This window comes from Pseudarthrobacter sp. MM222, from assembly GCF_947090775.1.
Classification (GTDB): Bacteria; Actinomycetota; Actinomycetes; order Actinomycetales; family Micrococcaceae; genus Arthrobacter.
In genome coordinates this window covers 2,789,742-2,811,972 of sequence record NZ_OX352321.1, presented here as the reverse complement: position 1 = coordinate 2,811,972, position 22,231 = coordinate 2,789,742, and the positions used below count along the sequence as shown (strand labels likewise).

Below are 22,231 nucleotides of genomic sequence, written 5' to 3'. Positions count from 1 at the left end.
AGTGACTTCAACCGAAAAGACCCCGTTCTACATCACCACGGCCATCAGCTACCCCAACGGCGTGCCGCACATCGGCCACGCCTACGAGGTCATTGCGACGGATGCGATGGCGCGCTTCAAGCGGCTGGACGGCTATGACGTCTTCTTCATGACGGGCACGGACGAGCACGGCCTCAAGATGCAGCAGACGGCGGAGAAGGAAGGCATTCCGGTCAAGGACCTCGCCGACCGCAACTCGGCCGCGTTCCGCCAGATGAGCGATGACCTGGGCATTTCGCTGAGCCGCTTCATCCGCACCACCGACCGGGACCACTACGAGGCCGCCAAGGCGCTCTGGGAGCGGATGGAAGCCAACGGCGACATCTACCTGTCCAAGTACGCCGGCTGGTACTCGGTCCGGGACGAGCGGTACTTCGTCGAGGACGAGACCGAGGTGCAGGCCGACGGGCTGCGCTACGCGTCCGAAACCGGCACCGAGGTCACCTGGACCGAAGAGGAAAGCTATTTCTTCAAGCTTGCCGCCTACCAGGACCGGCTGCTGGCGCACTACGCCGACAACCCGGACTTCGGTGCGCCGCACAACCGCTTCAACGAGGTCGTCAGCTTCGTCAAGGGCGGCCTGGAGGACCTGTCCATCAGCCGCACCTCCTTCAAATGGGGCGTCCCGGTCCCCGGCAACCCGGACCACGTCATGTACGTCTGGGTGGACGCGCTGACCAACTACCTGACCGGCGTCGGCTTCCCCGACACCGGATCCGAGGCCTTCCGGAAGTACTGGCCGGCCGACGTGCATGTGATCGGCAAGGACATCTCGCGCTTCCACGCGGTGTACTGGCCCGCCTTCCTGATGTCCGCCGGGCTGGAACTGCCCAGGCGCGTCATGATCCACGGCTTCCTGCACAACCAGGGCGTCAAGATGTCCAAATCGCTGGGCAACGTGGTGGCACCGGCTGACTGGGTTGCCCAGTACGGCCTGGACCAGGTCCGCTTCTTCCTGCTCCGCGAGGTCCCCTTCGGCGCCGACGGTTCCTACAGCCACGACGCAATCGTGGGCCGGATGAACGCCGACCTCGCCAACAACTTCGGCAACCTCGCCCAGCGTTCGCTGTCCATGGTGGCCAAAAACTGCGAGGGCCGCGTCCCCGTGCCGGCCGGGTTCACCGCCGAGGACGCCGCGCTGCTGGGCCAGGCCAACGGGCTGCTGGACATCTCCCGGGCCGCGTTCGAGAAGCAGGAGTTCAGCCGCGCCCTCGAGGCGATCTGGGGCGTCCTCGGCGACACCAACGCTTACTTCGCCGAGCAGGCCCCGTGGGTGCTGCGGAAGACCGACGTCGAACGCATGAACACGGTCCTCTACGTCACCCTCGAGGTCCTCCGGATCGTCGCGATCCTCGCCCAGCCGGTGATGCCGACGGCGGCGGCGGCGATCCTGCACACCCTTGGCCAGCCGGAGGGGGACGCTCGCGGGTTTGCCGCCATCGCCGAACCGATCGCGGCCGGCACGGCCCTGCCCGCACCCGCCCCGGTCTTCCCCAAGTACGAGGAACCCGCCGAGGCCTGATGCGCGCGGGGGCGCTGAGGGGTGTTCGGATAATGAGACGACTTGACCAGCATGTGGATGTCTTGGCTACGCTGAAAACATGAGCGCATCCACGATTGATCTGGCCGTTATTCCCGGCGACGGCATCGGCCCCGAGGTTACGGCCGAAGCCCTCAAGGTCCTTGAGAAGGCGGCCGCGGCCGAGGGGATCGTGCTGCAGCAGACCCATTACAAGCTTGGCGCACAGCACTGGCTCGAAACGGGGGAGACGCTGCCGGCGGAGACCCTTGCGGACCTCCGCACCCGCGACGCCATTCTGTTCGGCGCAGTGGGGGCGGCCCCCGGCGATACCCGGATCCCGTCCGGCATCATCGAGCGCGAACTGCTCCTGAAGCTGCGGTTCAGCCTGGACCACTTCGTCAACCTCCGGCCCTCGCGCCTGTACCCGGGCGTCGCCAGTCCGCTCGCCAACCCCGGAGAGATCGACTTCATCGTGGTCCGCGAAGGCACCGAAGGACCCTACGTCGGCAACGGCGGCACCCTGCGGGCCGGCACCCCGCACGAGGTGGCCACCGAGGTCTCGCTGAACACCGCCCACGGCGTGGAGCGCGTGGTCCGGGACGCCTTCCGCCGGGCCAACGACCGGCCGCGCAAGAAACTGACCCTCGTGCACAAGCACAATGTGCTGGTGTTCGCCGGGCACCTCTGGAAGCGCACCGTGGAGTCCGTGGCCGAGGAATTTCCCGAGGTCAGCCATGACTACCTGCACATCGACGCCGCCACGATCTTTATGGTCACGGACCCGGCCCGCTTTGACGTGATCGTCACGGACAACCTCTTCGGCGACATCATCACCGACCTCGCCGCCGCCGTGACCGGAGGCATCGGCCTCGCCGCGTCCGGCAACATCAACATGGAACGCACGGCGCCGTCCATGTTCGAACCGGTGCACGGTTCGGCACCGGACATCGCCGGGCAGCAGAAGGCCGACCCCACGGCAGCCATCCTGTCCGCAGCCCTGCTGCTGGACCACCTCGGCCACGCCGCCGCGGCCCGCAAGATCGAAGCGGCCGTGGTGGCCGACGTCGCGGGCCGGAACGGCGGATTCCGCAGCACCAGCGCCGTCGGCGACGCCATCGCCGCCGCCCTGTAGCGGCTCCAGGCCGGCCCAGCCGGAAGCCCCCGGGATCGGGCGTAAGCTAGTTTCGAATCACCAACATGCTGCCGTGGTCCGACGATGAACCACGTTCACACGCCAGGCAGCCGACCGTGGAGGAACCATGACTCAGACTGCCCATGGCGTCGAATTCACCCAGCAGCTTTCGGCAACCCCGAAGTCCGCTGAAGAACGTGCTGCCATCCTGGCGAACCCGGGTTTCGGCAACTATTTCACCGACCACACGGCGATCGTCGACTACAGCGTCGACGCTGAGGGCAAGGGTGGCTGGCACGACGCGCGCGTCGAGGCCTACGGTCCCATCTCGCTGGATCCGTCCGCCGCGGTGCTGCACTACGGCCAGGAAATCTTCGAAGGGCTCAAGGCCTACCGCCACGCAGACGGTTCGATCTGGACCTTCCGCCCGGAAGCCAACGCCGCCCGCCTGAACCGGTCCGCCCGTCGGCTGGCGCTCCCCGAGCTGCCGGAGGAATACTTCCTGGGCGCCATCCGCGAACTCGTCGCGGCGGACAAGGAATGGGTCCCCTCCGGCGACGGCGAAGCCCTGTACCTGCGTCCGTTCATGATCGCCACAGAGGCATTCCTGGGGGTCCGCGCCGCCCGTGAGGTGTCCTTCCGCGTCATCGCGTCCCCGGCCGGCAACTACTTCGGCGGCGAACTCAAGCCCGTCTCCATCTGGATCTCCCGCGAATACGCCCGCGCCGGCCGCGGCGGAACCGGCGCCGCCAAGTGCGGCGGCAACTACGCCGCCTCGCTCATCGCCCAGCAGGAGGCCGAAGCCCACGGCTGCAAGCAGGTCCTCTTCCTGGACCACTTCAATGACAACGCGGTCGAGGAACTCGGCGGCATGAACGTGTTCTTCGTGATGAAGGACGGCTCCCTGGTCACGCCCGCGCTGAGCGGAACCATCCTCGAGGGCGTCACCCGGATGTCCGTCATCCAGGTCGCCAAGGACATGGGCCGCGAAGTCGCCGAACGCAAGATCACCCTGGACGAATGGCGCGACGGCGTGGCCTCCGGCGACATCGCCGAAGTCTTCGCCTGCGGCACTGCCGCCGTCATCACCCCCATCGGCGTGCTCAAGGACGACACCGAATTCATCGGCTCCGAGGACGCGACCGCGGGGGAGACCACCATGGCCATCCGCGCGAAGCTCCTGGGCATCCAGACCGGCACGGTCGAGGACACGCACGGCTGGCTGACCCGCCTCGCCTAAGCCGGCAGCCCCTCAGCCAGGACACCACGTTCGACGGCGGCCCCGCACCAAAAGTGCGGGGCCGCCGTCGTGGTGTCCGGCCCGTGGCGACCGTCAGGCGTTTCCAGCCTCGTCTGACTGCCGGTTCGGTGGGAAGATGGGATGGTGATTCCGGATGACCCCCGCGCCATGGTGCGCAGCACAGAGCTGACCCGCTTCCGGCTGGCCCCGAACCCGGGGCCGATGAGCCTGCACGGGACCAACTCCTACGTGATTGCCGCCCCGGGCGCGGCCGGCACGGTGGTGGTTGATCCGGGCCCGTTGAACGAGCCGCACCTGCAGGAACTGGCCCAGGCCGGCGCCGTCGAGCTCATCCTGATTACGCACCGGCACGCGGACCATACGGCGGCCGCCGCCAGGTTCGCCGAACTCACGGGTGCGCCGGTGCGCGCCAAGGATCCCGCCCACTGCCACGGCGGGCCCCCGCTGCGCGACGGCGAGGTGATCCACGCCGCCGGGGCGGAGATCCGCGTCCTCGCGACGCCCGGCCATACCTCGGACTCGGTCTGCTTCCACCTCCCCGGCGACGGCGCCCGCGGCTCCGTCCTCACCGGTGACACCATCCTGGGCCTCGGCACCACGGTCCTGGACTACCCCGACGGCACCCTGGGCGACTACCTGACGTCACTGGACCGGCTGGAACAACTGGGCTCCGCGACCGTCCTCCCGGCCCACGGACCCATGCTGCCGGCATTGAACACGATCGTCCGCGCCTACCGGGACCACCGCGAAGACCGCCTCGCGCAGATCCGCTCGGCCCTCGAGGACCTTGGCTCCGGCGCCGAGGTGACCGAAGTGGCCGACGCCGTCTACGCCGCCGTCGATCCCGCCGTGCGGCCCGCCGCGGAACTCTCCGTGGCCGCCCAGTTGCATTACCTGCGTCTGGGCACTATCACGTCCTAACGAGACGGTACGCTTGGACCCATGCGTATCGCCCGGTTTGTAGTCGATTCTGATCCCCTCTACGGCATTGTTGAAGGTGAGCCCGGCAGTGAGGAAGTCACTGTCATCCACGGCGACCCCTTCTTCCACGGCGTGGAGCGAACTGCCGTTAAGCACAAACTCGAAGACGTGCGCCTGCTGGCCCCGATCATCCCGCGCAGCAAGGTGATTGGCGTCGGCCGGAATTTCGTCGAGCACGCCCACGAACTCGGCAACGAGGTCCCAAAGCAGCCGCTGCTGTTCCTGAAGCCGAACACCTCGGTGATCGGCCCCAACGATCCCATCATCCTGCCGGAGTTCTCCGAGGACGTATCCTTCGAAGCCGAGCTCTGCGTCGTGATTGGCCGGATCTGCAAGGACGTCCCCGAAGACCGCGTCGACGACGTCATCTTCGGCTACACCTGCGGCAACGACCTCACCGCCCGCGACGCCCAGAAGACCGACCTGCAGTGGGCACGGGCCAAGGGCTTCGACACCTCCGCGCCCCTGGGCCCGTGGATCGAGACCGAACTCGACACCGAAGACCTGCAGATCCAGGGCCGGCTCAACGGCGAACTGCGCCAGGACGGCAGCACCAGCCAGATGATCCGCGGCGTCCGCGAGCTGGTTTCCGTCGTCTCCCAGGCCTTCACCCTGCTGCCCGGGGACGTCATCATGACGGGCACCCCGGCGGGTGTCGGCCAGGTCCAGGCCGGTGACCGCTTCGAGGTGGAGATCGAGGGCATCGGCCGTCTGTCCAACCCGATCGTCCGCCGCTAGGCAGGGCCCGGAAAACCTGAATATGGGCGGCTGGCGAAAGTTCCCGCTGCGGTCACGAAGCCGCAACTCCTTCCTCTTCTATGCCCTCGGGTCCATCGGCACCTTCGCGATGGCGGCGCGGGCCGTGCACTGGCTCGGCGGCCCGCAGTGGCTGGGCCTGGCCTTTATCGGCGTCGGCCTGGCACTGGGCGTTTATTACCTCGGCCGGGCGCTGCTTGGCCTGCGGACCAGGCGCGGGGCGGGCCGCCGCTGAAGCCCGCCGGGCAGGCGGTAAAGTTGGAGGCACTATGACTACTCCTGCCGCGCCCGACGCCGTCTCCAGCACCGCCCCGTTGAATGTGACCACTGACGTGACCCGCGAGGTCACCGCCGAGACCCCGGTCCGGGTCCGGTTCTGCCCCTCGCCGACCGGCACCCCGCACGTCGGCCTGATCCGCACGGCCCTCTTCAACTGGGCCCACGCCCGCCACACCAAGGGCACGTTCGTGTTCCGGATCGAGGACACAGACGCGGCGCGCGACTCGGAGGAAAGCTACCAGCAGCTGCTCGAGGCCCTCAAATGGCTCGGCATCACCTGGGAAGAGGGCGTGGAAGTCGGCGGCCCCCATGAGCCGTACCGGCAGTCGCAGCGCCTGGACCTCTACAAGGACGTCGTCGCGAAGCTGATCGAGGCCGGTTACGCCTACGAGTGCTACTCGTCCCCGGAGGAAGTCGAGGCCCGCCACCGCGCCGCCGGCCGCGACCCCAAGCTCGGATACGACAACTTCGACCGCGAGCTCTCCGCGGAGCAGCTGGCCGCGTTCCAGGCCGAGGGCCGCAAGCCCGTGCTCCGCGTGCGCATGCCGGACGAGGACGTCACGTTCGCCGACATGGTCCGCGGCGACATCACGTTCAAGGCCGGCAGCATCCCGGACTACGTCATTGTCCGCGCGGACGGATCCCCGCTGTACACCCTGGTCAACCCTGTCGACGACGCCCTGATGGGCATCACCCACGTGCTCCGCGGCGAGGACTTGCTCTCCTCCACCCCGCGCCAGGTGGTGCTGATCCGGGCGCTGATGGACATCGGCGTCGCCAGCTACCTGCCGGTCTTCGGGCACCTGCCCTACGTCATGGGCGAGGGCAACAAGAAGCTCTCCAAGCGCGACCCGCAGTCCAACCTGTTCCTGCTCCGGGACCGCGGCTTCATCCCCGAGGGACTGCTCAACTACCTGTCCCTGCTGGGCTGGAGCCTCTCCGCCGACGAGGACATCTTCACCGTCGATCAGCTGATCGAGAACTTCGACGTCAACGACGTGCTCGCCAACCCGGCCCGCTTCGACATCAAGAAGGCCGAAGCCATTAACGGCACGCACATCCGGATGCTCGACGCCGACGATTTCCGCGGCCGGCTTGTCCCGTACCTCCGCACCGCCGGTCTCGTCGGGGAGAGCCTCACCGCGCGCCAGGAGGAGATCCTCGCCGAGGCGGCGCCGCTGATCCAGGAGCGCATCTCGCTGCTGGGCGAAGCCCCCGAGATGCTCGCCTTCCTATTCAAAAACGACGACGCGATCGACGTCGCGGACGACGCCCGCAAGGGGCTTCCGGCGAACCTCACCGAAGTGCTCGACGCCGCCCTGGCCGCCCTGGAACCGCTGGCCGACTGGAACGCCGAGACCATCCAGGCCGCCCTCAAGGAGGCGCTCGTGGAGGGCCTCGGCGTCAAGCCCCGGCTGGCCTTCGGCCCGGTCCGCACTGCAATCTCCGGCCGCCGGATCTCCCCGCCGCTGTTCGAATCCATGGTGATCCTGGGCAAGGACTCATCCTTGGCCCGCCTGCGGGCCTTCCGCGGCTGATGAACACCTCGGAGGCCGGGAGCGGCGTCCTGCCGCGGGGCCTGGGTGTGGTCCGTGGTGTCCTGTTCGACATCGACGACACCCTGGTGGACCTGGAATTCGCGATGACGGCCGCCCTGCGCGACGTCAGCGAGCATCTCCTGCCGGATCTGGACCAGGCCGGGTGGGAAAAATTCGGGCGGATCTTCACCCGCGAGACAACGCATTTCTATGACCGCTACCTCGCCGGGGAGCTGACCTTCAACGAACAGCGCCTGCTCCGCGGCCGGGCGGCCCTGGGGCACTTCGGCGTCGAACTGGAGGAGGGCGAGCAGTCCCACCATTGGGTCAGCTCCTACGCCAGCCGGCAGCATGGCTACATCCGGGCCTTCGATGACGTTTCGCCGCTGCTGGACGCCCTCGACGCGGCCGGCATCCCGTACGGGGCAGTGAGCAACAACGTGCAGGACTATCAGCGCGTCAAGCTCGACGCCGCCGGACTGGCGCGGATTGGCGTGCTCGTCGGGACGGATACAGTCGGCGTGCCGAAACCGGACCCGGCGATCTATCTCGAGGGAGTCCGCCGCCTCGGAATCGGCGCGGGCGAGACGCTCTACGTCGGCGACAACCGGCTCCTCGACGCGGAAGGCTCGACGGCGGCAGGACTGCTGGGCGTCTGGCTGAACCGCAGCGGGGCGCCGGCTCCGGACTACGCCGGACCCGAGGTCGGCTCGCTGCGGGAGCTCCGCGAACGGCTCAGGATGCTCCCGCCGGGGTGAGCTCGGCCACTTTCGGGCCGGATCGGGAAGCACGATTTGTGCGACGGAAAACTCTCGGGTAAAGTAATTACTCGTGCTGAGGCGCCGGGAGCGCGGGTTTGAACCTGCAAAACCGGCCCGAAAGTTCCATTGGGATATGGTGTAATTGGCAACACTACGGTTTCTGGTACCGTCATTCTAGGTTCGAGTCCTGGTATCCCAGCTCTGAAGAATCCGCGGATTTCCGCGGTGGATCAGGGGTTTCAAAGCGGCCCGGCCAATTTGAAACACTTGCTGAGTGTATGAAATAATCACTTAGCGCGAACGGCAGGAATGCCGTTCTGGAGAGTACACGGCCCCATCGTATAGCGGCCTAGTACGCTGCCCTCTCACGGCGGTAACGCGGGTTCGAATCCCGCTGGGGTCACAGATGAAACGGTCCCGGGCTAAGCCCGGGGCCGTTTTTCGTTGCCCGGATATTCCACCCGGACTGGCATGATGATGCTGTGAGTTCCGAAGAAACCCCCGGTGACCCCGGAAATCCAATACCGCCCGCACGGCCGGGAGGCGCTGTCCAGCTGCTGGAAGGCGTCCGCAGCGAGCTTGCCGGAACAGCCCTGCCCTTGGCCCTGCCCGACGCGGGGCGCGCCCGGCAGGACATCCGAAATGCTTTGGCGCAGCTGGAAGACTACATTCTGCCCCGGTACCGCAGCCTGGACGCGCCCCTGCTCGCCGTGGTGGGCGGCTCCACCGGCGCCGGGAAATCAACCCTCGTGAACGGGCTGGTGGGACACGCCGTCACCCGCGCCGGCGCCATCCGGCCCACGACGCGCCAACCGATCCTTCTGCACCACCCCCTGGACGCCGCCTGGTTCGAGGACCAACGGGTCCTGCCGAGCCTCAGCCGGATCCGCGGCACACTGGCGGGCGGACCCCTGCCCGCCAACCAGGCCGGTCCCACGCCGGACGCCGCCGCAATTTCCTCCCTGGTGCTGGTCTCCGACGGTGCCGTCCCGCAGGGGATCGCGTTGCTGGACGCTCCCGACGTCGACTCCATCTCGGATGACAACCGCAAACTGGCGGGCCAACTGCTCGCCGCCGCAGACCTGTGGGTGTTCGTCACCACGGCCAACCGCTACGCCGACGCCGTCCCCTGGCGGCTGCTCCTGGACGCCGCCTCGCGGGACATTCTGGTGGCCGTGGTGCTGGACCGCGTGCCCCCGGCCGCCGAGGCAGAGGTCCGCGCCGACCTCCAGGCCATGCTCAGCCGGGAGGGACTGGGTGAAGCCCGGCTCTTCGTGGTGCCCGAGGCGGCCCTGGACGCAATGGGCATGCTGCCGGCCGACGCCGTGGATCCGCTGCGGACCTGGCTCCGGGAGCTTGCCGCCGACGCGGCAGGCCGGGCCGGAATCGCCCGGCGGACACTCAACGGAACCGTCAAGGCCCTCGGCGCACGGGTCGAGGCGGTGGCGCAGGCCGCCCGGGCACAGCAGCATGCGGGCGAAGTCCTCGCGGCGGATGCCCGCGGGGCGTACCAGGACGCGGTGGGACGGATCCTCGAGGCAACCCGGGACGGGGCGCTGCTGCGCGGCGAAGTCCTGGCCCGCTGGCAGGACTTCGTCGGCACCGGCGAGTTCTTTCGGGCCATGGAGCAGAACATCGGCCGGTTCCGGGACCGGATGGGCGCCTTCTTCCGCGGCGAGCCTGCCCCGGCGGTCCGGGTCGAGACGGCGATCGAGACCGGGCTGCAGGCCGTCATCATCGATGAAGCCGCCAACGCCGCCGAGGACGTGGACCAGCGCTGGCGCTCCGACCCGGCCGGCAGGCAGCTGCTGGGCAGCGACGATCTCTCGGGCACCTCGGATGGCTTCGCCGACACGGTGGCCGCCGAAATCCGGGCCTGGCAGGGCAGCCTGATGGAGCTCATCCGGACCGAGGGCCAAGGCAAGCGCACCCAGGCCCGCTGGCTGTCGTTCGGCATCAACGGCCTTGGCGCGGCCCTGATGATCGTGGTGTTCTCGATGACCGCGGGGCTGACCGGGCTCGAAGTCGGCGTCGCCGGCGGCACCGCCGTCGTCGGGCAGCGGCTCCTCGAAGCGGTGTTTGGCGAGGACGCCGTCCGCAGGCTCGCCCGGACGGCGCGCGAGGATCTGCACCAACGCTGCCAGAAGTTGCTTCAGGACGAACAGCAGCGCTTCCTGTCCCGGCTGGACGCGCACCTGGGCGTGGACCCGGACGCCCTGAGCAGCCATGCCGCCGCGCTGCGCCGCCTGGCGGCTGACGCATGAACCGCGGCCCCGCCCGCGAGGCCTCCCAGCTGCAGCGGCGCCTCGAAGCGCTGAACGAGGCGCACGAGCTGGCCGGCGGCGCGCTTCCGGAAGAAACCCTGCAGCAAGCCCGCCAGGTCATCGAGCGGGCCGGCTCGCGGCGATCGTTATCGGCCGAGCACACCGTGGTGGGCTTCTTCGGGGCGACCGGCAGTGGAAAATCATCCCTCTTCAACGCGGTCAGCGGGGCGGAAATCGCGACGGCCGCCGCCCGCCGGCCTACCACTTCGGAACCTCTTGCCGGCATCTGGGGAGCCGACGGGAGCGAGCCGCTGCTGGACTGGCTCGACGTCCGGAACCGGCACCACGCGGTGCCGGTTCCTGGATTTGCTGACGAAAGCACCGGCCTGATCCTGCTGGACCTGCCGGATTTCGACTCGACCCGGGCAGCTAACCGGGAGATCGTGCAGCGGATGGTGGGACTCGTCGACGTTCTCGTCTGGGTGCTCGATCCACAGAAGTATGCCGACGCCGCGGTGCACAACGACTTCCTGGCGCCCCTTGCCTCCCACGGAGCAGTCACCCTGGTGGTGCTCAACCAGATCGACCGGCTGCCGGAGCGCGATGTGGCGCCGGTGCTGGAATCCCTGCAGGGCATCCTGGCGCGGGACGGACTCGGCAAGGTACAGGTCCTGGGCGCCTCCGCCATGACCGGCACTGGCGTCGACAAGGTCCGGGCGGCCATCCACCGCGTTGCGGTGCAGCGCCAGGCGCTTTCCCAGCGGCTGGCCGCGGATGTCACGCGCGCCTCGGCCTGGCTGGCGGAGGCCTCCGGCGAGGGGGAGCCGGCCGGGGTGAAGGCTGCTTCCCGGACCCGGCTCGCGGAGGAGCTGGCCATCGCAGCCAACGTCCCGTTGGTCGTGGACGCCGTGGTCCGTTCCTACCGGCAGGAAGCCACCCGCCGCACCGGCTGGCCGGTGACGCGCTGGCTGGTCCGGTTCCGGCCCGATCCGCTGAGACGGCTCAACCTGCGCCGCGACGGCGCCCGTCCGGACCTGAACCGGACCTCGCTGCCGCCGTCAGGGGCTCCGGAGCGGGCCCGCACCGACGCCGCTGTCCGGGAGTTCGCCGACGCCGCCTCCGACGGCGCCCCGGGGCCGTGGCGCGCCGTTCTCCGCGGCGCGGCCAGGGAAGGCCGGGAACAGCTCCCGGACGCCCTGGACCAGGCCATCGCGTCGACGGACCTGAAAGCCGGCAGGAGGTCCTGGTGGTGGACGGTCTTTAACGTCATCCAGTGGCTGGCGCTGCTGACGGCGTTGGGCGGGTTCGCGTGGCTGGGCGTCCTGGCCGCGCTGGGATATCTGCAGCTGCCCGTGCCCGATGTGCCCATGGTGGAAGGCTGGCCAGTCCCCACCGTGATGATCGCGGCCGGAGCCCTGTTGGGCATCGTCCTGGCGATTGCGGCGAAGTTCATTGCCGGAGCGGTCGCACGCGCCCGCGGCGCGGCGGCGAGGAGACGGCTCAGGGCCGCCGTGGACGCCGTCGCCGGAAAGCTGATCGTGGAACCGGTGGAGGCCGAAGTGAACCGGCTGCGTTCCTTCCGGAAGGCACTGCAGACAGCCGCACGCTAGCGGTAGTCCTAAGAGCCCAGACCGGTGGCGGCGTCGCGGACCTTGATCATGGTCCGCAGGTTCCGGGTGGTGGTGGAGGCCTTGTATTTCGGCTTCGAGGACAGCTTGCTGAACGGGCTGTCCAGCGTGCCGCCGGCGGGAGCGAGCCAGGCGATGGCTTCCGGCCCCAGCCGGGTCAGCTCCGTCCCGTCCAGGGCGGATCCGGCGTCGTAGAGTTCCGTGAGCGCGTGGTGATCCGAGGCGAGGGTCAGGTAGGTATGGGTTGAGGCGTCGTCGGGCGGGTAGGGGCAGGCCGCGACCAGCTCCGCGACGCGGTCCGCCTTCAGGACCACGACCCAGGCGTCATAGCCGAAGGTTTCGCGCAGGCAGGCCTCGAACTCGGTCTTCACCCCGGCGGGGTCAAGGTCACTCGCCAGCACGACGTTGCCGCTGGCAAGGAGCGTCTTGGTGCCGGAAAAGGGCCGGGACTTCAAGGCGTCCTTGAGCTCGGCCATCTTGATGTTGATCCCGCCCACGTTGATGCCGCGCAGGAACACCGCATAGCTGTTCATGCGGACAGCCTATGCGTTCGGCCGGACATTCCGTCCGGAACCCTCTGAACGGCGGTCAGTCGCCGGTCTTGCGCAGCGCTTCGGTCAGGACGCGGGCGGCATTGCAGACGACTTCGGCGTGAAGCCGCCCGGGCTGGCGGGTCAGGCGCTCGATCGGTCCGGAGATCGACACGGCGGCGATCACGCGGCCGGACGGGCCGCGGACCGGTGCGGACACGGAGGCGACCCCCGGCTCGCGTTCGCCGAGACTCTGTCCCCAGCCCCGGCGTCGGACTCCGGCCAAGACAGTGGGGGTGAAGCGGGCGGCCTGCAGCCCCTCCAGGAGGCGGTCATGGTCCTCCCAGGCCAGCAGCACCTGGGCGGCGGAGCCGGCCTTCATGGACAGCTGCGTCCCGACGGGGATGGTGTCGCGCAGCCCGATGGGGCGTTCGGCGGACGCGACGCAGACGCGCCAGTCGCCTTGGCGGCGGAAGATCTGGGCGCTCTCTCCTGTGGCGTCCCGAAGCTGCATGAGCACGGGACCCGCCGAGGCAATCAGGCGGTCCTCGCCGGCGGCGGACGCCAGCTCGACCAGGCGGCTGCCGAGGACGAACCTGCCCTGGATGTCCCGGCTGACGAGCCGGTGATGAACCAGTGCAAGGGCGAGCCGGTGCACCGTGGGCCGGGCCAGCCCCGTCGCAGCTACGAGCTGTGCGAGGGTGGTAGGTCCGGCCTCAAGTGCGTCAAGCACATGGGCCGCTTTATCGATGACACCGACTCCACTAGAATTGTCCATGTGATGATATTGCCGTCTCATTATCTGAGATGCAAGTCTGTCCGCTGGCGTTGCGCCGGGGACTGCTGATTGGCTGGACACAATCAGTCCACATCAGTAAACATTCGCCAATAAACATTGCAGTGAAGGGAGAAGGCCGTGGCAAAGACACTGGCCGAGAAAGTCTGGGATGCGCACGTGGTGCGCAAGGGGGACGGCGAAGGAGCCAACGCCCAGCCCGACCTTCTCTTCATTGACCTTCACCTGGTGCACGAGGTGACTTCCCCGCAGGCCTTCGAAGGACTGCGGCTCGCCGGCCGCCCCCTGCGCCGGCCGGACCTCACCATCGCCACCGAGGACCACAACACGCCCACGCTGGACATCGACAAGCCGATCGCCGACCTGACCAGCCGGACCCAGATCCAGACCCTCCGCAACAACTGCCAGGAGTTCGGTGTCCGCCTGCACTCCCTGGGCGACGCCGAGCAGGGGATCGTCCATGTGGTCGGGCCGCAGCTGGGCCTGACCCAGCCGGGCATGACCGTGGTCTGCGGTGACTCGCACACCTCCACGCACGGGGCGTTCGGCGCGCTGGCCATGGGCATCGGCACCTCCGAGGTGGAGCACGTCATGGCCACCCAGACGCTGTCCCTGAAGCCCTTCAAGACCATGGCCGTTAACGTCGAAGGCACCCTGCGGCCGGGTGTTTCCGCGAAGGACATCATCCTGGCCGTCATCGCCAAGATCGGCACCGGCGGGGGCCAGGGCTACGTGCTCGAATACCGCGGCTCCGCGATCCGCGCGCTGTCCATGGAAGCCCGGATGACCATCTGCAACATGTCCATCGAGGCCGGCGCCCGCGCCGGGCTCGTGGCGCCGGACCAGACCACGTACGACTACATGTACGGACGCCCGCACGCACCCCAGGGCGCGGACTGGGACGCCGCCGTCGAGTACTGGAACACTTTGCGCACCGACGACGACGCCACATTCGACGTCGAAGTGGACCTCGACGCCGACACCCTGGAACCGTTTGTGACCTGGGGGACCAATCCGGGCCAGGGCGTGTCGCTCTCCGCCAAGGTGCCCTCGCCGGAGGACTTCGGTGACGAGAACGCCAAGGCCGCGGCGGAACGCGCGCTCCAGTACATGGGACTCGAGGCCGGCACACCGATGAAGCAGATCCGCGTGGACACCGTCTTCCTGGGCTCCTGCACCAACTCCCGGATGGAGGACCTCCGCGCGGCAGCCGACGTCGTCCGAGGCCGCACCAAGGACCCGAACATTCGGATGCTCGTGGTTCCCGGCTCCGCCCGGGTGCGGCTCGAGGCCGAGGCCGAGGGCCTGGACAAGGTCTTCAAGGACTTCGGCGCCGAGTGGCGCTTCGCCGGCTGCTCCATGTGCCTGGGCATGAACCCGGACCAGCTCGAGGTGGGGGAGCGTTGCGCTTCCACGTCCAACCGCAACTTTGAGGGCCGGCAGGGCAAGGGCGGACGCACGCACCTGGTTTCCCCGGTAGTCGCCGCAGCCACGGCCGTGCGCGGCACCCTGAGCTCGCCGTCGGACCTGGATCCCGTTCCGGAGTCCGCCGCCCGTATCGACGCAGCGTAGCTGCCGACAGCCCCGATCCATACAGCCGAAGAAGGATCCGCCATGGAAAAGTTCACCACCCACACCGGGATCGGCGTCCCGCTGCGCCAGAGTAACGTCGACACGGACCAGATCATCCCGGCCGTCTACCTCAAGCGCATCACCCGCACCGGCTTCGAGGACGCCCTCTTCGCCGCGTGGCGCAAGGACCCGGCCTTCATCCTGAACCAGGAGCCGTTCAGCGCCGGATCCGTCCTGGTGGCCGGGCCCGACTTCGGGACCGGTTCGTCGCGCGAACACGCCGTGTGGGCGCTCAAGGACTACGGGTTCAAGACTGTGCTGTCCTCGCGGTTTGCGGACATCTTCCGCGGTAACTCCGGCAAGCAGGGCCTGCTGGCCGCCGAGCTGGCCCAGGATGACATTGAACTCATCTGGAAGGAGCTCGAAAACGCTCCGGGCACCCAGGTCACGGTGGACCTCGTCTCCAAGACCGTCCAGTGCGGCAACATCGTGGCGCCGTTCGAAATCGATGATTACACGCGCTGGCGCCTGCTCGAGGGCCTGGACGACATTGGGCTGACGCTCAAGCACGAATCCGATATCACCGCGTACGAGGCGACCCGGCCCGCCTTCATGCCCAAGACGTTGCCTGCCAAGCTTTCCTGATCCGCCGGGCCTGATGTGGCCGATCTGATCTGGCTGCTGGGGCCTGCGTGACCGGCCCCGTGGGCCCGCCGGATGAGTGTAGAAGTGCCGCCGCCAAGTTAGACGGCGGCACTTCTGTGCGTTAACGGCTCGTCATTTGGGGGCGCGCTGTTCTTTCAAGCGGCTGGCTGTGCTGCGGGGCGTGGGCGTTTTCGTGTCTTTGCCCGGTGCCGGAGTTCCCGTTGGTGGCTTCCGACGGCCGGTTGGGGCGGCGCTTGACGGCCGGCCGGACTGACGGCGAGGGTGGCGGCGAGGGCCGTGCCGGACGTACCTGTGGCGGTCAGACCCGTCCTGGTCAGACCTGTGCCGGGCTGGGGTGGTGCTGTGGAGTGGTAAGTGTGGCCGCTGGGCGTGGTGACTTCGAGAGTGTGTCTGTGTCCTAGTTCGTTGGCGCCGGCAGGTCCGGGTCTCGGTCTGCTGGTCCAGCCGGGGGTTTCTTTGGTGTGGTTGCAGGCTTCGCAGAGTCCGGCGCCGTTGGTCGTGGTGGTGGGTCCGCCGTCGGCCCAGGGGATGATGTGGTCCATGTGGCGGATCGGGGCGTCGCAGTAGGGGGTGCGGCAGGTCTCGTCCCGGGTCTGGAGGAAGCGGCGGAGCCCCGGCGGGAAGAGCCGGGCGCGGGAGTCCATCGCGACCAGGTCGCCGGTGCCTGGTGCGGTGTAGAGCCGCCGCAGCCAGATCTGCAGGTAGCGGTTGCCGGGGTCCGCGTCGGTGCCCCCGCCGTCCTCCGTGCCGGGACTCGAGCCGGCGGGCAGGCCGGAGCCGCCACCGGGCGCCGAGTCGGAGCCGCCACCCTTGATCAGTTCGCGGGCCCAGCCGGCGGGGACGATGCCGTAGCCGGGAAGCCGGGCGGGTTCGGAGTCGCCCTGGAGGAGGGTGCGGTCGGTCAGAACGAGCTGGATTTCGATGCCGCTGATCCCGCCTGCCTTGCCGGTGGTGCGTTCGACCAGGGCGTCGGCCATGAGCTGTCCGCGGCTACGTGGGTCCCCGGCGGCGCGGGCGGTGTCGGCGTGCCGGGACAGGGCGGTGTAGGCCGCGACGCCTTCGGCGACCGGCAGCAGGGCGGTCAGATAGGTCATGGTGTCCGGGGCGGGGCGGAGGCTGACGTGCCGGTCCGCGGCGGCATGCGCCGCCCGCTGGGTGACGGACCGCGGGTCCCGCCGATACGCCGCGGCGCGAGCCGCGGCCACGATCGCGCGGTCCCCGGCGCCGGTGAAGGTTCCGGTGTCGGCGGCGAGTTCCTCGTCGACGGCGGCCCGGCCCGCGGCGGGCAGGCACGCTGTCTCGCGCACCAGGAGGGTGGCGCGCCATTCGTTGAGCTGGCCGGTCTCCAGCGCGGCGAGGGTGTGCGGCATTTCGGTCACGAGGGCCTTGGCCAGCCCCAGCAGCCGCCCACCCTTCGCGGGGGATTCGCGCCGGGCGAGCGCGATCTGCGCCGCCACCCCGGTCCCGAGCTCGGCGACGGGCATACCGGCGGCCCGCTGGGCGCGGCGCTGGGCTAAGTCGAAGGCGACAGCATTCCGGGCCTGGCGGGCGGCCAGGGCGGACTTCAGGTCCTCCAGTTCGCGTGTTTCGTCGATGAGGGCGGCGGGGCTGTCCGGGGCAGGGAGGCCGGCCACGAACCGGACCAGGTCCGCGACCTTCACTGCGGTGAGCCCGCAGCCGCCGCAGAGGCCATCGCACGGGCCGGCAGCACCGCCGTCGTTGGCAGTGCACTCTCCTGACCGATGCACTTCGGGTTCCCGATTGCCGTCCATGAACCAAGTCTTCTACGGGGGTCTGACAGTTTAGGAACGCCGTGTGAGTGTACGGGGTGCTTTCACTGCAGGAGTGCTGCAGGTCAGCGCGCCAGTCCGCATCCGCCACTGAAGATTCGGCGGCCGCGCAAGCGAACTGCTCCCGGGCAGAGGCCAGCAGCGCCCCGGCATCGCTGCAGGTCAACGACATGCCGTGACCCCGTCCGCCGCTGTTCCGGCTAGGCCAACGGACCGCCGGTGAGTGCCGGCATCGCCGGGTCGAACCGAGCTACATTTCAGATCGGTAACGCAAGCTCCTATGCTTAGCAGGAGCCTTTCTAAGGATCTGGGGGCTAGTAGTCGTGAGGAAACCGGTAAATGAGTAGTGTTCTGACAATCCGCGGAGGCGTCCCGCTGACTGGCCGCGTCACCGTCCGCGGGGCCAAGAATCTTGTCCCCAAGGCGATGGTCGCCGCCCTGCTGGGCAATGAGCCGTCCGTGCTGCGCAACGTGCCTGAAATCAAGGACGTCGAGGTTGTCACCAGCCTGCTCCAGCTCCACGGTGTCACGGTCGAGAAGGACCCCGTAACGGGGGACCTGACCCTCGATCCCAAGGGTGCCAAAACGGCGTCGAGCACGGCCATAGACGCCCACGCCGGCGACTCCCGCATTCCGATCCTGCTGTGCGGTCCCTTGATCCACGCCATTGGCGAGGCCTTCATCCCGGACCTCGGCGGCTGCAAGATCGGTGACCGTCCGATCGACTACCACCTGAACGTTCTTCGTCAATTCGGCGCCGTCGTGGAAAAGCGCCCCGGCGGGATCCACATTTCGGCGCCCAACGGCCTCAAGGGTGCCAAGATCGCGCTGCCGTACCCCTCCGTTGGTGCCACGGAACAGGTGCTGCTCAGCGCCACCCGCGCCGAAGGCATCACCGAACTCTCGGGTGCCGCCACCGAGCCCGAGATCGTGGACCTCATCGCCGTGCTGCAGAAGATGGGCGCGATCATCAGCGTCCAAACGGACCGCACGATCCGGATCGAAGGCGTCCGTGACCTCGGCGGCTACAACCACCGCGCGCTCTCGGACCGCAACGAGTCCGCCTCCTGGGCATCCGCTGCCCTCGTCACCCGCGGCGATATCTTCGTCGAGGGCGCCACCCAGCGCGACATGATGACCTTCCTCAACACCTACCGCAAGGTCGGCGGCGGCATGGACATCCAGGACGACGGCATCCGCTTCTACCACCGCGGCGGCAAACTCAACCCACTGGTCCTTGAAACCGATGTGCACCCGGGCTTCATGACGGACTGGCAGCAGCCGCTGATCGTCGCCCTGACCCAGGCCGAAGGCGTCTCAATCGTCCACGAGACCGTCTATGAAAACCGGTTCGGCTTCACCGACGCGCTGATCCGGATGGGAGCCAACATCCAGGTGCACCGGGAATGCCTCGGCAGCGTGCCGTGCCGTTTCGGCCAGCGCAACTTCCTGCATTCGGCCGTCATCTCGGGGCCCACGCAGCTCTCCGGCACGGACATCGACGTCCCCGATCTGCGCGGCGGTTTCAGCCACCTGATCGCTGCCCTCGCGGCTACCGGCACCTCGCGGGTCACCGGAATCGACATCATCAACCGTGGCTATGAGCGCTTCACCGAAAAGCTTGCAGGGCTCGGCGCCGACTTCGACATCACTGCAGCCGAGTAGCGGCGACCGGTGAAGGAACCCGCAAAGAGCCGCATCACCTTCGTCATTGTCGCCGGCATCGTCCGGCCCGTGATGAATGTCCTGATGCGGAAAAAATGGGAAGGCATTGAGAAGCTCCCGGCAGGGGGCTTCATTGCCGCGCCCAACCACACCACTGAAATTGATCCGCTGGTGTTCGGCCACATGCTCTACAACCAGAAACGGATGCCGCACTTCCTCGCCAAGGCCGGGCTCTTCAAAGTCCCGGTCGTCGGCGCGGTGTTGCGCAACACCAAGCAAATCCCGGTGGAACGCTCGTCTTCGGGCGCGAACCGTGCGCTGCAGATTGCCAAAGAGGTGGTGGACGAGGGCGGCGCCATCATCATCTATCCCGAGGGCACACTGACCCGCGATCCGGAGATGTGGCCGATGCGGGGCCACACCGGCGCAGCACGGATGGCGCTTGAGAGCGGCATTCCTGTGGTGCCGATGGCCCATTGGGGAGCCCACGAGGTTTTCCCGCGCTACGCCAAACGCTTCACCATCTTTCCGCGGAAGACCTCACGCGTGATCGTCGGTGCACCGGTGGACCTCAGCGCCTTCACGGGACGTCCGCTGGATAAGGCAACGCTCTCCGAAGCGACGAACGTCATCATGGACGCGATCACGGAGCTGGTCGCCACACTTCGCGGAGAAAAGCCGCCGGCTGTACGCTGGGATCCGTCCGCGCACAACCAGTCCACGCATGGCCGCTTTATCCAACGCGGCGAGACCGGCCCGCACAAGCCCCTCCGTGACGGCGGCGCATCAAACGAGAATATTGGGGACAGCACCGAATGACGGTCAATCTTGAACGAGCAACATCTGCCAGCACCGTAGCCGTCCTGGGGGCCGGATCCTGGGGGACCACCTTCGCGAAGGTCGTCGCTGACGCAGCCATCGCGTCCGGTGTGGATCGCCGGATCCGCATCTGGGGCCGGCGCGCCGAAGTGGTGGAGCAGATCAACACCCTGCACAAGAACGAGCAATACCTCAAGGACATCGTCCTGCCGTCCAGCATCACCGCGTCGACCGACGTCGTGGAGGTCTTCGAAGGGGCCGAGCTGGTTATCCTCGCGGTCCCGGCGCAAACCCTGAGGCCGCAGCTGCGCGAATGGAAGCACCTCCTGCCCCCCGGAGCCTTCGTGGTGTCGCTCATGAAGGGGCTTGAGCTGCATTCCGACGCACGGATGAGCCAGGTTATCCGCGAGGAGCTGGATATTCCGGCCGACCGCGTAGCCGTGGTCTCGGGCCCCAATCTGGCCATGGAGATCGCCCGTGAAGAGCCTACGGCCTCCGTCGTCGCATGCTCCGATTCCGAGGCCGCCGGCTGGATCGCCCGCAGCTGCACGGCACCATACTTCCGCCCGTACACCACCACCGATGTGATCGGCGTCGAAATCGGCGGCATCGTCAAGAACGTGATCGCCCTGGCCGTCGGGATCTGCGAAGGCAAACGGATGGGTGACAACACCAAGGCATCCGTCATCACCCGCGGGCTGGCCGAGACCTCACGCCTTACACTCGCGCTGGGCGGGGAAGCCCGGACCATGGCAGGGCTCGCCGGACTGGGCGACCTCGTGGCAACATGCTCCTCCCCGCTGTCCCGGAACCACACCGCTGGCCGCTTGCTGGGCAAGGGCCTCACGCTCGAGCAGGTCACCGCCGAGATGAACCAGACGGCCGAAGGCATCAAGTCCAGCCAGGCGGTCCACGAGCTGGCCGGAAAGCTCGACGTCGAGATGCCGATCACCGCGGCCGTCGTCGCCGTGCTGGCCGGAAAACTGTCCGTCGACGAACTGGGTCCGCTGCTGCTGTCCCGGGACCTGAAACCCGAAGGCGATCACTGAAAGTGTCGGTAGAAAACGTGAGCGCAGAGGGCCGGGCCGTGCGGTCAAGGCCCCGCGTGGCAGTGCTGTTTGGCGGACGCTCCAGCGAACACGCAGTGAGCTGCGTCACCGCGGCGGGGGTCCTCGGCGCGATCGACCAGACAAAGTACGAGGTCATCCCCATCGGTATCGCCAAGACGGGCCAATGGGTCCTGGTTTCCGGCGACACCCGCGAATGGTCCCTGTCCGCGTCCTCGCTGCCGGAGGTCCCCACCTCGGAGCAGACCGTGGCACTGGCCGAGATCGGCGGAGAACATCAGCTGATTGTCGCTTCCCCGAACGAGGTACCCCAGGAACTGGGATCCGTGGACGTGGTTTTCCCGCTGCTGCACGGGCCGTTCGGCGAGGACGGGACCATCCAGGGATTGCTGGAGCTGTCTGACACGCGTTATGTCGGCGCCGGCGTGCTGGCTTCCGCCGTCGGAATGGACAAGCACTTCATGAAGGTGGTGTTCGAATCCGCCGGGCTTCGCGTGGGGCCCTACATTGCCGTTACAGACCGGCAGTGGCGCAACGATCCGGAGACGGTCCGCAAGCGCGTGGACCAGCTGGGCTTTCCTGTGTTCGTGAAGCCCGCCCGTGCCGGTTCCTCCATGGGCATCTCCAAGGTCGACTCCCTTGAGAGCCTGGACGCCGCGATCGAGGCGGCCCGCGAGCACGACCCGAAGCTCGTCATCGAGGCAGGCATCGTGGGGCGCGAGATCGAATGCGCGGTCCTGGAAGGCCGGGGGACCGAGGCTCCGCGGACGTCCATGCCCGGGGAAATCTCGGTCGCAGGCGGCGGCCACGAATTTTATGACTTCAACGCCAAATACGTGGAGGACGACGCCGCCGCGCTCAGCTGCCCGGCCGACCTCCCCGCCGAGGCCATCACCCGCGTCCGCGACCTTGCCGCCGTCGCGTTCGACGCCGTCGGCGCCGAAGGGCTCAGCCGGGTTGACTTCTTCTACACCCATGATGGCGAACTGATCATCAACGAGATCAACACCATGCCGGGTTTCACGCCCAAGAGCATGTACCCGCAGATGTGGAAGGCCTCTGGCCTGAGCTATGCGGAGCTGATCGACGAGCTGATTTACCTCGCACTGCACCGCAGGACCGGGCTGCGCTAGCACGCCTGTCTTTGTCCTTTTGAATCCACCTG

Annotated in this window: 19 protein-coding genes and 2 tRNA genes; 18 read left to right on the top strand and 3 right to left on the bottom strand. The window is 68.0% G+C overall.

Going from position 1 to position 22,231, the window contains the following annotated elements; translation table 11 throughout:
* The first annotated feature begins 1 nt into the window (after position 1).
* The 12 genes from metG (at position 2) to OM977_RS12740 (ending at position 12,143) form a co-directional block, all read left to right on the top strand.
* Positions 2–1,561 (top strand): methionine--tRNA ligase, encoded by a 1,560-nt coding sequence (gene metG, locus OM977_RS12795; protein WP_264354323.1) that lies wholly within the window; start codon positions 2–4, stop codon positions 1,559–1,561.
* A gap of 79 nt (positions 1,562–1,640) precedes the next feature.
* Positions 1,641–2,693, top strand: a complete 1,053-nt coding sequence (locus OM977_RS12790) for a 3-isopropylmalate dehydrogenase (protein ID WP_264354322.1) — start codon at positions 1,641–1,643, stop codon at positions 2,691–2,693.
* Positions 2,694–2,820: 127 nt separating this feature from the next.
* Entirely contained in the window at positions 2,821–3,933 is a 1,113-nt protein-coding gene (locus tag OM977_RS12785; protein ID WP_264354321.1) for a branched-chain amino acid aminotransferase, read from the top strand.
* A 141-nt stretch (positions 3,934–4,074) separates the two neighbouring features.
* Complete coding sequence (locus tag OM977_RS12780) at positions 4,075–4,875, top strand: MBL fold metallo-hydrolase (protein WP_264354320.1); 801 nt, start codon at positions 4,075–4,077, stop codon at positions 4,873–4,875.
* A 21-nt stretch (positions 4,876–4,896) separates the two neighbouring features.
* On the top strand, positions 4,897–5,673 hold the full coding sequence (locus OM977_RS12775) for a fumarylacetoacetate hydrolase family protein (protein WP_264354319.1): 777 nt from the start codon (positions 4,897–4,899) through the stop codon (positions 5,671–5,673).
* Positions 5,674–5,695: 22 nt separating this feature from the next.
* Positions 5,696–5,926: a hypothetical protein gene (locus OM977_RS12770; protein ID WP_264354318.1), complete on the top strand. Its 231-nt coding sequence runs from the start codon at positions 5,696–5,698 to the stop codon at positions 5,924–5,926.
* A gap of 34 nt (positions 5,927–5,960) precedes the next feature.
* Positions 5,961–7,508: a glutamate--tRNA ligase gene (gltX, locus tag OM977_RS12765; protein ID WP_264354317.1), complete on the top strand. Its 1,548-nt coding sequence runs from the start codon at positions 5,961–5,963 to the stop codon at positions 7,506–7,508.
* The gene (locus OM977_RS12760) at positions 7,508–8,266 is read left to right on the top strand and encodes an HAD family hydrolase (RefSeq protein ID WP_264354316.1); all 759 of its coding nucleotides are present in this window, start codon (positions 7,508–7,510) and stop codon (positions 8,264–8,266) included. The genes gltX and OM977_RS12760 overlap by 1 nt, the downstream gene beginning before the upstream one ends.
* Before the next feature lie 130 nt (positions 8,267–8,396).
* Positions 8,397–8,468 (top strand) — tRNA-Gln (locus tag OM977_RS12755).
* Between the two features lie 131 nt (positions 8,469–8,599).
* Positions 8,600–8,672, top strand: a tRNA-Glu gene (locus OM977_RS12750).
* Between the two features lie 79 nt (positions 8,673–8,751).
* Complete coding sequence (locus OM977_RS12745) at positions 8,752–10,533, top strand: dynamin family protein (RefSeq protein ID WP_442960647.1); 1,782 nt, start codon at positions 8,752–8,754, stop codon at positions 10,531–10,533.
* Complete coding sequence (locus tag OM977_RS12740) at positions 10,530–12,143, top strand: GTPase (RefSeq protein ID WP_264354315.1); 1,614 nt, start codon at positions 10,530–10,532, stop codon at positions 12,141–12,143. The genes OM977_RS12745 and OM977_RS12740 overlap by 4 nt, the downstream gene beginning before the upstream one ends.
* Before the next feature lie 8 nt (positions 12,144–12,151).
* On the opposite strand, the gene OM977_RS12735 is transcribed toward OM977_RS12740, so the two are convergent.
* Together OM977_RS12735 and OM977_RS12730 are read right to left on the bottom strand one after the other, a co-directional pair.
* Positions 12,152–12,694 carry a DUF1697 domain-containing protein gene (locus tag OM977_RS12735; RefSeq protein WP_264354314.1) on the bottom strand — a complete coding sequence of 181 codons (543 nt, stop codon included), beginning with the start codon at positions 12,692–12,694 and terminating at the stop codon, positions 12,152–12,154.
* Positions 12,695–12,749: 55 nt separating this feature from the next.
* Entirely contained in the window at positions 12,750–13,469 is a 720-nt protein-coding gene (locus OM977_RS12730) for an IclR family transcriptional regulator (RefSeq protein WP_264354313.1), read from the bottom strand.
* A 138-nt stretch (positions 13,470–13,607) separates the two neighbouring features.
* Here OM977_RS12730 and leuC point away from each other — a divergent pair, with 138 nt between their 5' ends.
* A complete protein-coding gene (gene leuC, locus OM977_RS12725) occupies positions 13,608–15,059 on the top strand; it encodes a 3-isopropylmalate dehydratase large subunit (RefSeq protein ID WP_264354312.1) in 1,452 nt (483 codons plus the stop codon).
* Between the two features lie 42 nt (positions 15,060–15,101).
* Positions 15,102–15,704: a 3-isopropylmalate dehydratase small subunit gene (leuD, locus tag OM977_RS12720; RefSeq protein ID WP_264354311.1), complete on the top strand. Its 603-nt coding sequence runs from the start codon at positions 15,102–15,104 to the stop codon at positions 15,702–15,704.
* Positions 15,705–15,859: 155 nt separating this feature from the next.
* On the opposite strand, the gene OM977_RS12715 is transcribed toward leuD, so the two are convergent.
* Positions 15,860–17,497, bottom strand: coding sequence for an HNH endonuclease (locus OM977_RS12715; RefSeq protein ID WP_264354310.1), 1,638 nt, complete (start codon positions 17,495–17,497; stop codon positions 15,860–15,862).
* A 357-nt stretch (positions 17,498–17,854) separates the two neighbouring features.
* On the opposite strand from OM977_RS12715, the gene murA reads away from it, so the two are divergent.
* Genes murA through OM977_RS12695 form a run of 4 tightly spaced genes read left to right on the top strand, consistent with a single transcriptional unit; the run spans position 17,855 to position 22,199 of the window.
* The gene (gene murA, locus OM977_RS12710) at positions 17,855–19,180 is read left to right on the top strand and encodes a UDP-N-acetylglucosamine 1-carboxyvinyltransferase (protein ID WP_264354309.1); all 1,326 of its coding nucleotides are present in this window, start codon (positions 17,855–17,857) and stop codon (positions 19,178–19,180) included.
* A gap of 9 nt (positions 19,181–19,189) precedes the next feature.
* Positions 19,190–19,999, top strand: coding sequence for a lysophospholipid acyltransferase family protein (locus OM977_RS12705; protein ID WP_264354308.1), 810 nt, complete (start codon positions 19,190–19,192; stop codon positions 19,997–19,999).
* Positions 19,996–21,048, top strand: coding sequence for an NAD(P)H-dependent glycerol-3-phosphate dehydrogenase (locus tag OM977_RS12700; protein WP_264354307.1), 1,053 nt, complete (start codon positions 19,996–19,998; stop codon positions 21,046–21,048). Before OM977_RS12705 ends, OM977_RS12700 begins: the two co-directional genes overlap by 4 nt.
* A gap of 2 nt (positions 21,049–21,050) precedes the next feature.
* Positions 21,051–22,199 carry a D-alanine--D-alanine ligase family protein gene (locus tag OM977_RS12695; protein WP_264354306.1) on the top strand — a complete coding sequence of 383 codons (1,149 nt, stop codon included), beginning with the start codon at positions 21,051–21,053 and terminating at the stop codon, positions 22,197–22,199.
* The last annotated feature ends 32 nt before the right edge of the window (positions 22,200–22,231 follow it).

Coding starts and splice junctions, on each gene's coding strand:
- OM977_RS12715 (WP_264354310.1), bottom strand. CDS start 17,497: ATGGACGGCAATCGGGAACCCGAAGTGCATCGGTCAGGAGAGTGCACT.
- OM977_RS12785 (WP_264354321.1), top strand. CDS start 2,821: ATGACTCAGACTGCCCATGGCGTCGAATTCACCCAGCAGCTTTCGGCA.
- OM977_RS12700 (WP_264354307.1), top strand. CDS start 19,996: ATGACGGTCAATCTTGAACGAGCAACATCTGCCAGCACCGTAGCCGTC.
- murA (WP_264354309.1), top strand. CDS start 17,855: ATGAGTAGTGTTCTGACAATCCGCGGAGGCGTCCCGCTGACTGGCCGC.
- OM977_RS12760 (WP_264354316.1), top strand. CDS start 7,508: ATGAACACCTCGGAGGCCGGGAGCGGCGTCCTGCCGCGGGGCCTGGGT.
- OM977_RS12790 (WP_264354322.1), top strand. CDS start 1,641: ATGAGCGCATCCACGATTGATCTGGCCGTTATTCCCGGCGACGGCATC.
- OM977_RS12780 (WP_264354320.1), top strand. CDS start 4,075: ATGGTGATTCCGGATGACCCCCGCGCCATGGTGCGCAGCACAGAGCTG.
- OM977_RS12770 (WP_264354318.1), top strand. CDS start 5,696: ATGGGCGGCTGGCGAAAGTTCCCGCTGCGGTCACGAAGCCGCAACTCC.
- OM977_RS12775 (WP_264354319.1), top strand. CDS start 4,897: ATGCGTATCGCCCGGTTTGTAGTCGATTCTGATCCCCTCTACGGCATT.
- OM977_RS12740 (WP_264354315.1), top strand. CDS start 10,530: ATGAACCGCGGCCCCGCCCGCGAGGCCTCCCAGCTGCAGCGGCGCCTC.
- OM977_RS12735 (WP_264354314.1), bottom strand. CDS start 12,694: ATGAACAGCTATGCGGTGTTCCTGCGCGGCATCAACGTGGGCGGGATC.
- OM977_RS12730 (WP_264354313.1), bottom strand. CDS start 13,469: ATGGACAATTCTAGTGGAGTCGGTGTCATCGATAAAGCGGCCCATGTG.
- gltX (WP_264354317.1), top strand. CDS start 5,961: ATGACTACTCCTGCCGCGCCCGACGCCGTCTCCAGCACCGCCCCGTTG.
- leuD (WP_264354311.1), top strand. CDS start 15,102: ATGGAAAAGTTCACCACCCACACCGGGATCGGCGTCCCGCTGCGCCAG.